Origin of the sequence: Alistipes sp. An31A (genome assembly GCF_002159425.1) — a bacterium.
In the GTDB taxonomy this organism is placed as follows: Bacteria; Bacteroidota; Bacteroidia; order Bacteroidales; family Rikenellaceae; genus Alistipes; species Alistipes excrementigallinarum.
Genome location: NZ_NFIO01000002.1, coordinates 313,817 through 327,749 on the forward strand (window position 1 = coordinate 313,817; position 13,933 = coordinate 327,749).

At 63.8% G+C, this 13,933-nt stretch carries 11 protein-coding genes and 1 tRNA gene; 9 read left to right on the plus strand and 3 right to left on the minus strand.

The window, feature by feature from the left end:
• The first annotated feature begins 76 nt into the window (after positions 1-76).
• From lptB to B5F90_RS03295, 6 genes are read left to right on the plus strand one after another with little or no spacing between them, the layout of a single operon-like run.
• A complete protein-coding gene (gene lptB / locus B5F90_RS03270) occupies positions 77-976 on the plus strand; it encodes an LPS export ABC transporter ATP-binding protein (protein ID WP_234025670.1) in 900 nt (299 codons plus the stop codon).
• A gap of 9 nt (positions 977-985) precedes the next feature.
• The gene (aroA, locus tag B5F90_RS03275) at positions 986-2,233 is read left to right on the plus strand and encodes a 3-phosphoshikimate 1-carboxyvinyltransferase (protein WP_087361127.1); all 1,248 of its coding nucleotides are present in this window, start codon (positions 986-988) and stop codon (positions 2,231-2,233) included.
• A gap of 35 nt (positions 2,234-2,268) precedes the next feature.
• The gene (locus tag B5F90_RS03280; RefSeq protein WP_087361129.1) at positions 2,269-3,246 is read left to right on the plus strand and encodes a chorismate synthase; all 978 of its coding nucleotides are present in this window, start codon (positions 2,269-2,271) and stop codon (positions 3,244-3,246) included.
• Positions 3,243-4,175 (plus strand): peptide chain release factor N(5)-glutamine methyltransferase, encoded by a 933-nt coding sequence (prmC, locus tag B5F90_RS03285; protein ID WP_087361131.1) that lies wholly within the window; start codon positions 3,243-3,245, stop codon positions 4,173-4,175. Before B5F90_RS03280 ends, prmC begins: the two co-directional genes overlap by 4 nt.
• Positions 4,172-4,717, plus strand: a complete 546-nt coding sequence (locus B5F90_RS03290) for a regulatory protein RecX (RefSeq protein WP_087361133.1) — start codon at positions 4,172-4,174, stop codon at positions 4,715-4,717. Before prmC ends, B5F90_RS03290 begins: the two co-directional genes overlap by 4 nt.
• Positions 4,702-6,426, plus strand: coding sequence for a M23 family metallopeptidase (locus tag B5F90_RS03295; RefSeq protein ID WP_087361135.1), 1,725 nt, complete (start codon positions 4,702-4,704; stop codon positions 6,424-6,426). Before B5F90_RS03290 ends, B5F90_RS03295 begins: the two co-directional genes overlap by 16 nt.
• 278 nt (positions 6,427-6,704) lie before the next feature.
• Here B5F90_RS03295 and B5F90_RS03300 read toward each other — a convergent pair whose 3' ends face one another.
• Complete coding sequence (locus B5F90_RS03300) at positions 6,705-7,136, minus strand: sigma-70 family RNA polymerase sigma factor (RefSeq protein ID WP_239307732.1); 432 nt, start codon at positions 7,134-7,136, stop codon at positions 6,705-6,707.
• Between the two features lie 322 nt (positions 7,137-7,458).
• Between B5F90_RS03300 and B5F90_RS10790 the strand changes: the two genes are divergently transcribed.
• From B5F90_RS10790 to B5F90_RS03310, 3 genes are all read left to right on the plus strand, one after another.
• Positions 7,459-7,746 carry a hypothetical protein gene (locus B5F90_RS10790; RefSeq protein WP_143256092.1) on the plus strand — a complete coding sequence of 96 codons (288 nt, stop codon included), beginning with the start codon at positions 7,459-7,461 and terminating at the stop codon, positions 7,744-7,746.
• Between the two features lie 16 nt (positions 7,747-7,762).
• Positions 7,763-8,773, plus strand: coding sequence for a FecR domain-containing protein (locus tag B5F90_RS03305; RefSeq protein ID WP_087361137.1), 1,011 nt, complete (start codon positions 7,763-7,765; stop codon positions 8,771-8,773).
• Between the two features lie 836 nt (positions 8,774-9,609).
• The gene (locus B5F90_RS03310) at positions 9,610-11,940 is read left to right on the plus strand and encodes a glycoside hydrolase family 3 N-terminal domain-containing protein (RefSeq protein WP_204229525.1); all 2,331 of its coding nucleotides are present in this window, start codon (positions 9,610-9,612) and stop codon (positions 11,938-11,940) included.
• Between the two features lie 153 nt (positions 11,941-12,093).
• Here the strand turns inward: B5F90_RS03310 and B5F90_RS03315 are convergent.
• Both B5F90_RS03315 and B5F90_RS03320 read right to left on the minus strand, forming a co-directional pair.
• Positions 12,094-12,167, minus strand: a tRNA-Arg gene (locus B5F90_RS03315).
• A gap of 373 nt (positions 12,168-12,540) precedes the next feature.
• Complete coding sequence (locus B5F90_RS03320; RefSeq protein ID WP_087361139.1) at positions 12,541-13,704, minus strand: BACON domain-containing carbohydrate-binding protein; 1,164 nt, start codon at positions 13,702-13,704, stop codon at positions 12,541-12,543.
• Positions 13,705-13,933: the final 229 nt, after the last annotated feature.

The following is a 13,933-nucleotide window of genomic DNA, read 5'->3' on the forward strand; positions in this document are numbered from 1 at the left end:
AATCACAAAATTCATCCAAAGATAAAAATTTTTTCGGAAAAAAGCATAACTTTGTCAAAAATTTATTCGGCAAAACATGCGTCTCTACACCAGCGAACTCGTCAAGAAATACAAGACCCGCACGGTGGTCAATCACGTCTCCATCGATGTCCGGCAGGGAGAAATCGTCGGTCTGCTCGGACCCAACGGAGCGGGCAAGACGACGACCTTCTACATGATTGTGGGGCTTATCAAACCCAACGAGGGGCAGATATTTCTCGAGAACGACGAGGGCGTGGTGACCGAGCTCACGCACGAACCGGTCTACCGCCGCGCACAGATGGGCGTCGGCTATCTGGCCCAGGAGGCGTCGGTCTTCCGCCGGCTCTCGGTCGAGGACAACATCCGGGCCGTGCTCGAAATGACCGACTACTCGAAGCAGTACCAGCAGGAGCGCGTCGAGGCGCTCATCGAGGAGTTCCGCCTGCAGAAGGTGCGCAAGAGCCTCGGCATCCAGCTCTCGGGCGGCGAGCGGCGCCGTACGGAGATTGCCCGCGCGGTGGCCATCAACCCCGCCTTCATCCTGCTCGACGAGCCCTTTGCGGGTGTCGACCCCATCGCCGTGGAGGATATCCAGTCGATTGTCGCCACCCTGAAGCACAAGAACATCGGCGTCATTATCACCGACCACAACGTCGACGAGACGCTGGCCATCACCGACCGCACCTACCTGCTCTACGAGGGCAAAATCCTCAAGACGGGTACGGCCGAGGAGCTGGCCGCCGACCCGATGGTGCGCAAGGTCTACCTCGGACAGCACTTCGAGCTCAAGAAGAGCCACCAAATCACCCAGGACATGAAAAACCGCAAGGCGGCCGAGGCCGCGCCCCGGACTTCGGAGGCGGACGCAGCTCAGAAGCCGGCGGATGCCGCAGCGCCCGACGGCGGAGCGGAAGCGGACGCCGGGGCGGAAACCGGGACGCCGAAAAACGAGTAAATTCCAGTCATGGACATCACCATACCCCCGGGGCGCGTCGCAGGCGCGTTGACGCCCCCCTGTTCGAAGAGTTACGCCCAACGCGCCCTGGCCGCCTCGCTGCTGGCCGACGGGGAATCGACCCTGCACAACATCGAATTCTGCGACGACACGCGCTCGGCGCTGCACTGCATCCGCACGCTGGGTGCCGAGGTGCGGCAGACGGGCGCCGACACGCTCTCCATCCGCGGAGGCCTGGCGCCCCGCGCCAACCGGCTCCAGGTGGGCGAATCGGGCCTTGCGGCGCGTCTGTTCACCCCCATTGCCGCCCTCGGACGCGAGCCGATGCTCATCGAGGGCACGGGGTCGCTGCTCCGCCGCCCGATGCACCCGATGACCGAGGCGCTGCGGCAGCTGGGCGCCTACGCCCGTGACAACGAGGGGCGGCTGCCCGTCGAGGTGCGGGGACCGCTCGAGGGGGGCGAGCTGGAGATTGACGGCTCGCTCTCGTCGCAGTTCGTCACCGGACTGCTGCTGGCGCTTCCCCTGGCGCACCGCGACACGACACTCCACGTGCGCCACGCCGTCTCGAAGCCCTATCTGGCGATGACCGTCTCGACGGCCGCCCGCTTCGGCGTGGAAATCAGCCACAACGACCTCGAAGAGTTCTTCATCGAGGGGGGCCAGCGCTACCGCCCGGCGGAGTTCGCCATCGAGGGCGACTGGAGCGCCGCAGCCATGATGCTGGCCATCGGCGCCACGGCCGGCGAGGTGCGTGTCGAGACCATCTCGAGCCTCTCGCAGCAGGCCGACACGGCCGTGCTGACGGCCCTCGTCCGCTCGGGGGCGGGCCTCATCGACGAGACGAAGGCCGTCACGGCGGCACAACGTCCGCTGCGCGCCTTCGAGTTCGACGCCACGCACTGCCCCGACCTCTTCCCGGCGCTGGCCGTCCTGGCCTCGGCGGCCGAGGGAGTGAGCGTCATCCGGGGCACCTCGCGCCTCGAGCACAAGGAGTGCCACCGCGCCGAGGCGCTGCGCGAGGAGTACGGCCGTCTGGGCATCGAAATCGACATCGATACCGAGGACATCATGCGCATCCGCGGCGGAGCGCTCCACGGCGGACGGGTTTCGAGCCACGGCGACCACCGCATCGCCATGTCGCTGGCCGCCGCAGCCCTGCGCGCCGACGGTCCGGTGACCATCGAGGGAGCCGAGTGCGTCTCGAAGAGCTACCCGCTCTTCTTCGAGGAGCTCAAGCGGCTGCGCGTCCGGTGACATCGAAAACAACAGAAGAGAGAACCCCCATTTCCATGAATACCTTCGGCAGAAACTTCCGACTCTCGCTCTGGGGCGAATCCCACGGCAGCCTGCTCGGCATCACGCTCGACGGCGTGCCGGCAGGCATTCCGCTCTCGGCCGAGGAGTTCGAGGCGGACCTGGCACGGCGCCGCTCGGGCGCCGCGGGGACCACGCCCCGCCGCGAAAAGGACACCCCGCGCATCGTCTCGGGGCTCTACCGCGGCCATACGACCGGGGCGCCGCTCACGCTGCTGTTCGACAATACGGACACCCGCTCGGCGGACTACCCCGCCGCCGGTTCGCGCTTCCGACCCTCGCACGCCGACCGCACGGCGTGGGTCAAGTACCACGGCTACAACGACCCGCGCGGCGGAGGCCACTTCTCGGGGCGGCTCACGCTGCCGCTCGTTGCCGCGGGGGTCGTAGCCAAGCGGATGCTGCCCGGCGAGGTGCGCTTCGAGACGCGGCTGGCCGAGATGGGCGGATGCGACGACGCCTCCCGCTTCGAGGAGCTGCTGCGCAACGCCGCCGCCGAGGGCGATTCGCTGGGCGGTGTGGTTGCCTGCCGCGTGCGGGGCGTTCCAGCCGGCTACGGCGAGCCCTTCTTCGACACGGTCGAAGGGGTGGCCGCCCACCTGCTCTTCGCCATCCCCGGCGTCAAGGGGGTGGAGTTCGGCAGCGGCTTCGCCGCGGCGCGCAGCTGCGGCTCCGCCAACAACGACCTGCTGCTCGACGCCGAGGGACACACCGCGACGAACCATGCGGGAGGCATCGACGGCGGCATCACCAACGGCAACGACCTCGTGGTGCGCGTTGCCTTCAAACCCACGCCGAGCATCGCCCGCGAACAATTCACCTACGACCCCGCAACGGGGACGCGGCGGGCGCTGCGCATCGGCGGCCGCCACGACCTCTGCATTGCATTGAGGGGCGCCGTGGTGGTCGAGGCCGCGCTGGCCATCATTCTTGCCGACCTGCTCCACCCATGACCACCCGCCACGATATCATCCGCCGCATCACCGAGGCGCTCACCCCCCTCTACGGGCACGACGAGGCGCGCAGCATCGCACTGCTCACGGCCGCCGGGCTGGGCGGCGTGAGCCGCACGCAGCTGCTGGCCGACCCCGGGGCGGAGCTCGAGCTTGAGGGGCTCGACGACGTCATCGCACGGCTTGCGGCGGGACGCCCCGTGCAGTACGAGCTGGGCGAGGCGGAGTTCTGCGGCATGAGCTTCATGGTGCGCGAGGGGGTGCTCATCCCCCGCCCCGAAACCGAGGAGCTGGTGGAGTGGGTCACAAGTGAGCACCCGACGGCCCGCCGGCTGCTCGACGTGGGGACGGGCAGCGGCTGCATCGCCATCGCCCTCAAGCGGCGGCTTCCCCGCGCCGAGGTGGCGGCGGCCGACATCGCCGACGAGGCGCTGGCCGTGGCGGCCGAGAACAGCCGCCGCCTCGAAGCGCCCATCGAGCTGCGCCGCGCCGATGCGCTCGACAATCTGGCGGAGTGCTTCGCCGGGACGTTCGACGTCATTGTCTCCAATCCCCCCTACGTTCCCCGGAGCGACGCCGCGGCGATGCATCCCAACGTGCGCGACTACGAACCCCCCGGAGCGCTCTTCGTCCCCGACGACGACCCGCTGCTCTTCTACCGCGCCATCGCACGGCAGGCGCGCCGCATGCTCGCCCCGGACGGAGGGCTCTACTTCGAAATCTACGAACGGGCCGGCGAGACGATGCGCCGCATGCTCCTCGAGGAGGGCTACGCCGAGGTGCGCATCCGCCGCGACCTCTTCGGGCGGGAGCGCATGGCTTCAGCCCGGCTTGCGGCGCCGCAAGCCGAAGCCGCCCCCGAAACCGGGGGCGACCTCCGCACCGCAGCGGGCGGAACGACCAACCCGACCCCAAACGAGCAACGATGAAACAACCGCGAACTTCAACCCCCGAAGGCAGCGCAGCGGCTGCGCCCCGCACTCCGCGTACGAAGAGCCCCGACGAGGCGCTCGCCGCGCTCATGCGGCTCTGCGCCCGTGCCGAGCGCTCGACGGGTGACGCGCTGCGGCTCATGCAGCGCTGGGGGCTGTCGGAGGGCGACCGGCAGCAGGTGCTGCAGCGGCTCGTACGCGACCGCTTCATCGACGACGCCCGCTATGCCGAGGCCTTCGTGCGCGACAAGCTGCGGCTGAGCGGCTGGGGCGAATACAAAATCCGGGCGGCACTGCTCCGCAAGGGCATCGCGCGCGCGACAATCGACGCCGCACTGCGCCAGACCGACCGCGCGGCAATGGGCCGGCGGCTCGAGGAGCAGCTGCGCCGCAAGATGCGGAGCCTGAAGGGCGGAACCCCCTTCGAGCGGCGGAACAAGCTGCTGCGCTACGGCCTTTCGCTCGGATACGACTACGAAACGGTGGGCGACCTGGTCGCCACACTCATCAAAGAGAACGACGAATGCGATATCTTCTGACCCTGATGCTCCTTGCGGCGGGCTGCACGACGGCCCTCGCACGCGAGGATTCGACCCGATACCTCTACCCCGTCCGGCAGGTCTCCGGACTCTATTCGGCCAACTTGGGCGAGCTGCGCCCGGGCCACTTCCACGGCGGCGTCGACATCAAGACCGACGGTGCGGTGGGCAAGGAGCTCGTCGCCGTGGGCGACGGCTACATCTCGCGCCTCTCGGTGGCGCCGGGCGGCTACGGACGCGCCCTCTACATCACGCTCCGCGACGGACATACGGCCGTCTACGGCCATATCCTGCGCTTCCGCGACGACCTGGAGCAGCGCGTCGACGCCGAGCGGCGCCGCACGCGCAGCAACAGCGTCAACCTGTGGTTTCGGCCCGGCGAGTTCCCCGTCGCACAGGGCGACGTGGTGGCCCGCTCGGGCAACAGCGGCTCGTCGTTCGGGCCGCACCTCCACTTCGAAATACGGGAGACGGCCACACAACGCACGCTCAACACCGTCCGCATGGGCATCATCCGCCCCAAGGACCACATCGCACCGCTCATGCTGGGGCTCCGCTACGCCGAGGTCGACACACTCGAAGGCATTCCGGTCCACGGACCGCTGCGCAGTTTCGAGCTGAAGAAGACGGCCGAAGGGCGCTACCGCACGGAGGCCGGGAGCATCGAGGTGGGTCCGCGCGGCTACTTCGTCATCGAGGCATCGGACCGCCGCGACGGCGTCTACAACCGCTTCGGGCTCTACCGCGTGAGCCTCTATGTCGACGGCCGGCACTGCTTCGAGTACCGCATGGACGGCTTCACGTTCGACCGCTCGCGCAGCTGCGACGCCGTCTCCTGCTACCCGCTCCAGGTGGGCGCCCGCGCCGAGGTCATTCGTCTGGCGCAGCTCGAAGGGGCCCCCGCCGAGTTCTACCCCACGCTGCGGGAGCGCGGCCTGGTCCGCACGGCACCGGGCGAGAGCCGCCACATCCGTATCGAGGCCGAAGATGACTGCGGCAACTGCTCGACGCTCGAGTTCGACATCCGCGGCGGCGAGACACGCCTCCAGCCCCGGCGCGATTCGGCGGCCGTCGCCCTGCGGCGCGACCGCGACGCACTGCTGCGCATCGGCGACGAGGCGACACTCCGCATCCCGGCCGGAGCGCTTCACGAATCGCTCTTCGCCCGCCCCGAGCGGCACGACAACCCCTCGGCCCACGCCACGGGTGTCGAGGTGCTCACCCCCGCCTACCGATTTCTGGAGCTTACAACGCCGCTGGCCTCGGCCGTGACCCTCTCGCTGCAGCTCTTCGTACCGGAGGAGATGGGGCGCCACGTCACGCTGGCCGGCATCAACCGCCGCGGACAGCTCGTCTGGCTGGGCGGCTCCTACGCCGACGGACGGCTGACGGCACGCATCCGCACCTCGGGCGACTGGCTCGCCGTAGCCGACACGCTGCCCCCGACCATACGCCCGCTCTTCGAATCGGGCGCCGACCTTGCACGCAAGGGAGCCCTCCGCTTCCGGTTGGGCGATAACTTCTCGGGCATCGCCTCCTGCGACCTCTACGTCGACGGCGAGTGGACCCCCTGCGAACGCTACCCGATGCAGGGCACCCTCGAATACCACTTTCCCAAGGGGCCGGACGGCTCGACGCACCGCCTGCTGCTCGTCGTCCGCGACGGCTGCGGCAACGAGAGCCGCTGGGAGGGAAGCTTCCGCCGCTGACCCGGCGGACGGCACCGCGGCGGCCCACGGAGCAAGAGCAGATGCCCCACTCCACGCGATTCCACGCGCAAGGCCGGCATCCCCGCCGCTCAACACATCACAGAGGGAGAACAGAAGAGCCCGCTTCCGAAAGGAAAGCGGGCTCTTCTTCGTCTTATTGATTTTATAAAATTTTTAATAAATAAGGATTAACTTGCCCCCGACCGATGTGGGTCAGACGACCGGCTGGCAGATAAACGGATACGGAACAAGCTGCACACGAACGCTCACCGGAGAGGTTACAGCCCGAACCAGTGGTCGGCACCGAGCATGCCCGCAGCCAGCAGGAAGAGAATCAGCGGCAGATAATCCTTCAACTTGACGCGCAGAATCTTCAGACTCTGCTGAATACGGTAGTCAACCGTCTTGGCCGAGATGCCCAGCTCCTCGGCTATCTCCTTGTAGGTACGGTTTTCGAAACGGTTCATTTCAAACGCCTCACGATAGGCTTCGGGCAGCTCCTCGACCGCCCGGCGGATGTTCTGGCGCAGCTCCTCGAGCTGGTAGATGTCGGGAACGCCGAAGGGCTTGGCAACATCGACCCGCAGGTCGCTCAAACGGTTGCTGCGCAGGGCCTCACGGCTCAGATAGGTCAGACAGCGGTTCTTGGCCGAGGTGAAGAGATAGTGCGACAGGCCCCCCGAATCTGAAGCTCGGAACGGTTCTCCCACAACCAGAGCATCAGGTCCTGAACGATGTTTTCCGCCACCTCGGTCTGCTTGACATACAGGTTCGCAAAGGCACACAGCGAGGTGTAATACCGCGTGAAAATCTCGTCGAAAGCCTGCGGCTCCCCCTCCAACAGTCGGGTCAGCAGTTCCGATTCCGAAATCCGTTCCTTTTTGAGCATGATTCAAAATTAGTAAATAAATCGGAACTCCAACTCTTTGGGGAGCATGTCTCAGGAAAAAACGACAAAAAAAGTCCCGATGGAGCCGGTGCATACCCAAAGCAGACATCATACACCCCGTTTTTAACCAATTAAGGTGAAAGATGAGCCAATCAAGTACCAATACGTCCACCCGAAACTGCTTACGTATCGAAAGCCACGAAGGCTCCGTCCTGAAATCCGCGCCGCTGCAAACGAACTCCGGGCGTCAATCCGAAGGCATCAACCCGAAAAGCTGCGCCACCCGACAGCTCAACGGGCCATGCCATTCCGAAAAACAACCTTTGACATCCGGAAAAGACCAACTGCAAGCCGGAGATAAAAAAATTTTACAAAACAATGAAAAAAAGTCGTCGTTCCGTTTAGGAACTCGCCCCGCAAATGAGTCATAATAACAAAACCCAAACTATGGACCTTCCTGAAATCGAAACCCTGCTCGTCCGTTACTTCAACAACGAGCTCTCGTCGGCCGAGGCCGAAAAGGTCGCGGCATGGATTGCCGGGAGCGAGGAGCACCGCAAGACGGCAGAGCACCTCTATTATATTAACCTGGCGGCCGAAGCCGAGCGCCTGCACCGGGAGATTGACCCGGCCGAGGCGCTGCGCAAGGTGCACCGCCGCATCCGGAGCGACCGTTGGCACCGGACGTTCCACCGTCTGGAGCGCATAGCTGCCGTACTGCTGCTCCCCTTCATCGTACTCTCGCTGCTCCTGGCCTCGAAAATCACCGAAAAGAACAACAGCATGGTCGAGATTCGCTCGACCACGGGCATGATAAGCGCCGTGACGCTGCCCGACAACTCGCGCGTCTGGCTCAATTCCAATTCGAAACTCATCTATCCCACCCGCTTCAGCGGCAAGGAGCGCCGCGTGAAGCTCTGCGGCGAGGGCTACTTCGAGGTGACGAAGGACACCAAGCACAAGTTCGTCGTCGAGGCCCGTTCGACCGAAATCGAGGTCTACGGCACGGAGTTCAACGTCGAGGCCTACAACGACGAGTACATCCGCGCCACGCTGGTCAAGGGAAGCATCGGCATGAAGTACGACGACTCGCGCCACATGCGCCAGCTCGTGCGGCTGGTTCCCGACCAGTTCGTCATCTACAACTCGCGCACCGGCGCCATCTACCTCGACCAGGCCAACATCGCCAGCAGCACCTCGTGGAAAGAGGGTAAAATCGTGCTCGACAACACGCCACTCAACGACGCGCTGCGCATGATTGGCAACAAGTACAACGTTTCGTTCGACATCAAGGACCAGAAGCTGCTGGGCAACACCTTTACGGGAACCTTCTCCAACCAGAGCCTCGACGTCATCCTGCGCTACTTCACCATCTCCTCGAAGCTCCGCTTCCACCAAATCGGGCTTGAGGACGGGAACCGCGAAACCGACGGGCGGGCCATCTTCGAAGTATACTGAAATATCTGAATATAAATAGATTACATCAAACCGAAAACAAACCAAAACCTCACCCAGAACCATGAAACAGACTTAGCCCGACCCGAAAAAACACAAGCGGAAGGACCTGCCCGTCCCCCCGCCTGTCGAATCGCCAAGACCATCCGGTCCCCCTGTGGACCGGACTAACCCTAAAATCAATTCTTACAAACTTATGAAAAATCTCTGGAATATCCGCCGAATTGCAGCAGATTAACGCAACAGGATTTGATAATTAGGGAGTTAGAAGAAAAACGCAGAAGTTGGGCAGACAATTGAAAACCGTCTTAAAGCAGATTAAAGCAAAAGAACGGTTTCCTAATCATTACCCGATGAAAGTGCAGATTTAACAGTCCTCGTTTCATTTTGCGGCGTTCTGCGCAGCTTTGCTTATCAATAGGTAACTCGTTGATTTATAGTTTTGCAACCAAAAAGAAACGAGTATGGCAAGAAGCACATTCAAGGTGCTGTTCTACGTGAACGGCAGTAAGGAAAAGAACGGCTCCAGCTGCCGACGACGCACTTTCGTCACAACGTACGCCTTCACGAAGGGCGTGCGCACCGACCGGCAGCAATCCTCCCCGCGAGGTCAGCCGACATGCAGGTCCCGCAGCCATGATAAGACCGTCCAAGGCTTCGGTCAAGCCCGCCAGCAGGTGGGTCCGGCGAAGGGGGCCTCGACGACCGGCTGCAAAACACCCGTGGTGAGGGATATTTATAAATTGGGGAGCAGCAGGCCGGGAGGTCCCCCGTCCGGTTTCAGGACGCGGCGGACGGCACCGTGGAACGATTCGAAACAAAACAGAGATACCCGAACGATGAAAACGTTGAAAACGCTGAAAATCATGACGGGAGCGCTGCTGCTCGGGCTGGGCTCCTGCCAGACGACACCGCTCTACCTCGATGCGACGCAGAGCCCCGCGGCACGTGCCGCCGACCTGGTGCGCCGCATGAGCCTCGAAGAGAAGGTCGGACAGCTGCAGTGCCCCTACGGCTGGGAGACCTACGAACGCAGCGGCGACTCGGTGCTGTTGACCGACCGCTTCCGCGAGCTGGTCGACGAGCGCCACATCGGCATGCTGTGGGGCACCTTCCGCGCCGACCCATGGACGCAGCGCAACCTCGAAACGGGCCTCTCGCCCCGCATGGGCGCCGAGCTGGCCAACCGCATGCAGCGCTACGCCATCGAACACAGCCGCTGGGGCATCCCGCTCTTCCTGGCCGAGGAGGCGCCCCACGGATTCATGGCCATCGGTGCCACGGTCTTCCCCACGGCGCTGGGACAGGCCTCGACGTGGAATCCGGAGCTCATCCGCCGCATGGGCGGGGTCATCGCCTCGGAAATCCGCACGCAGGGAGCACACATCGCCTACGGACCGGTGCTCGACGTGGTGCGTGACCCGCGCTGGTCGCGTACCGAGGAGTCCTACGGCGAGGACCCGACGCTGACGGCCGCCATGGGGCGCGCCTTCGTCGAGGGACTCGGCTCGGCCGACCTGAGCGAACGGGAGCACGCCCTCTCGACGCTCAAGCACATCGCCGCCTACGGAGCCTCGGACGGAGGACAGAACGGCGGAGCGAACCTGCTCGGAGAGCGCGAGCTGCGCCGCACCTTCCTGCCGCCCGTCGAGGCGGCCGTGCGGGCGGGCGCCCGCTCGGTGATGACCGCCTACAGCTCCATCGACGGCGTGCCCTGCACGATGAACGACTACCTCCTCGGCGAGGTGCTCCGCGGCGAGTGGGGCTTTGACGGATTCGTCATCTCGGACCTCTTCAGCATCGAGGGGCTCTACCAGACGCACGGCGTGGCAACGTCGGTCGACGACGCGGCGCGCAAGGCGCTCACGGCGGGTGTCGATGCCGACCTCTGCGGCGAAGCCTACCTCACGCTCATCGAGTCGGTGCGCAAGGGGCTCGTCGACCCGGCGCTCATCGACCGGGCGGCCGAGCGGGTGCTGCGGCTCAAGTTCGAGATGGGGCTCTTCGAGAACCCTTATATCGATGTCGACGGATGCACGTCGGGAAGCGACGCGCACCGGCAGACGACGCTCGAGGTGGCGCGCCAGTCCATCGTCCTGCTCGAGAACAACGGCATCCTGCCCCTCTCCGCCGGGAAGGGAACGGTGGCACTCATCGGCCCCAATGCCGACAACGTATACAACCAGCTGGGGGACTACACGGCCCAGCAGTCCGACAACGTGACGACGCTGCGCCGCGGCATCGAGCGGCTCATCGGCGCCGACCGCGTCCGCTACGTCCGCGGCTGCGCCATCCGCGACCTCTCGACGGCCGAAATCCAGCGTGCGGTCGACGCCGCACGCCGCTCAGATGTGGCCGTGGTGGTGGTCGGTGGCTCGAGTGCCCGCGACTTCGACACGGAGTACCTCGCCACGGGAGCCGCCGTGGCCTCGACGCGCAGCGTGAAGGACATGGAGTGCGGCGAGGGCAACGACCGCGCCTCGCTGGCGCTGCTCGGACGGCAGGAGGAGCTGCTGCGCGCCGTCGCACAGACAGGCAAGCCGATGGTGGTGGTCTACATCGAGGGACGTCCGCTCGACATGCGCTGGGCTTCGGAGCATGCCGATGCGCTGCTGACGGCCTGGTATCCGGGCGAGGCCGGAGGCGAGGCGCTGGCCGAGGTGCTCTTCGGGCAATACAACCCTGCGGGACGCCTTCCTGTCTCGATTCCCCGCACCGAGGGGCAGCTGCCCGTCCACTACAACAAGCTCGTGCCAGCCAACCACGACTACGTCGAGCTGGAGGCCACGCCGCTCTACCCCTTCGGATTCGGACGCAGCTACACGCGCTTCGAGTACGGCAATCTGGCCGTCGATTCGCTCGGCAGGAACGATTACCGCATCCGCTGCACGGTGCGCAACTGCGGCGAACGTGACGGCGAAGAGGTGGCACAGCTCTACATCCGCCATCTGGAGGCGCCGCTGGTACAGCCCCTGCGCGAGCTGAAGGCCTTCGAGCGCATCGCCATCCCGGCCGGTGAGGAGCGCGAGGTCGAGTTCCGCCTCACGCCGCGCGACCTGCAAATCATCGGCCGCGACTACCGCCCGATGAGCTATGAGGGGCGTGTACGCATCGAGGTAGGATCCTCGTCGGCCGAGCATCCACTCGTCGACACGCTCCGACGCCGCTGACGGGCCGCACCGGTTACCGCCGGTCACGGCCCTTCGGGGCCGGAGAGCCGGACGGGCAGAGGGGCAGACGGACAGACAGACGGACAGACAGACCGGAAAACGACAAGCGGGAGATTCCACGAAGGAGTCTCCCGCTTGCCGCATGTTTAGGGGTGATTCCGTTGGGATTCGAACCCAAGACCCACAGCTTAGAAGGCTGTTGCTCTATCCAACTGAGCTACGGAACCATCGGCTCGCAGCGCGACAGGCGCACCGCTTGCGGGTGCAAATATACGAAATCTCGCCCGATTATAAATGAATTTGCGAGAAATTATACAAACCGAATGCAAATCGAGCCTCGCACAGAGGGCGGGTCACAGGGTTCCGACGACATTCCAGGGCCTTCCGTCGGAGACCGAACACCTCCATCGCCCGCCCGGCGCATGGTTACAGGCCGCAGGCCTCACGTGCCGCAAACCGGCCCTTCAGAAGGTTCCGCCCCCGGAAAAACGTACCGCACGAAAAAAGAGGCCCCGGGATGCGGCATAAACCGCATTCCGGGGTCTCATGCGTGAATCGTTCCGTCCGCACGTCAGGCGGACTCAGGCGGACGGCCTTCCGCTAACGTCTTTTGGCAGCACGCAGCGAGGGCACGGAGGCGTCCGAAGGCAGGCGGTCAACAGGCAGCGGACCCGTATATTTGCCCTTGACGGTATAACCGCCCACCATGGTAAAGTCGATGTCCACGGTCGCACTGGATGCATTGCCGGAGATGGTAAGCGTACCCGAGGTCACCGGACCGAACAGACGGTTCTCGTCCTCATCGTACTGCTGCACGTTCGTACCCGAAGGGAAGAATATCATGCCCATGATGGAACTTACGGAGCCGGGAGTCATCGTTCCGTCGGGACCGGCCTCCTCCTCCGAGGCAGCAATGGTATAGGTGCCCGGCTTGATGCTTCCGTCGCTTTCAAGCACGCTGTAGAGGTCTACATCCAGGATGTTGCCGGGATATACCGGATTGCCGCTGCCATCCTTCTCCATATCCATGAAGCGCAGGTCGATTGCGGAAACGCCCTCCTTGGTCTCAACCCAGTATGCATCAGCGCTGACCACATTCAGGTCGACATTCTCCTTGAGCTGCGGATAATCCACCTCGGGCTCGTCGCTGCCCGAATCGTCCATGAACTGAGCAGGACCGTTGTAGGTAATCCGATGCTTTTTGCCTTCGATGGTGGCAATCAGCTCGAAGCTGCAGTTCTCACCATCGTTTTTCACGGTGAGGACGGCCTCCGTATAGTCATGAGCGGTACCGCGTCCGGCTTCGTCCGTCGTCATCAGATAGCTGTAGTTGCTAGTAAACGTACCCGAAGCACAGGTCGACGCAAAATCCAACTTATAGGTTCCGTCGGGAACAACCGCAGCCGAAGGATCCTCCGAAAGTTCTCCGTAGAGGTCGATGCGGTAGTAGTTTCCGTTGGGCGACATCACGTCGTTGACCATGTCCTGGTCCATCAGATAGAACCAGTAGTTGCCCACGCCCGGCATATAATAGTCACCGTAGTAGATTCCGTAGAACTTGGGCATTTCGAGCTCCACATCGTACTCCGACCAACCATCGGTGTGCTGCACGACCTGAGCCGTGGCCGTCTCCGTACCATATCTCAGGATAATGGGGGTGGTACGCTCCTCCGCCTGGTCGTTGGGGTCAACCGTGAAGGTCACCTTGTTCGCTACCGAGCAATCGATATTGGAAATCCATTCGGCATCGCACGAAGCCTCCATGGATACTCCGTTTTTAGCATTCTCGACCGTGTATAAAATCTCACAGTCTCCGCCCTGGGCTTCAACGGAAACCGTCCTGGTCTGAATCAGGATTATCGGTTGTGATGCCTGCGGATTTTCTACCTCACCCGACTTGTTGCATGAGAACAACAAGGACACGGCCGCCAGAGCGGCAAAAACAGAGAAACGAGTCATAATTAGAAAATTTAGGGGTTAATGCATATCGAAT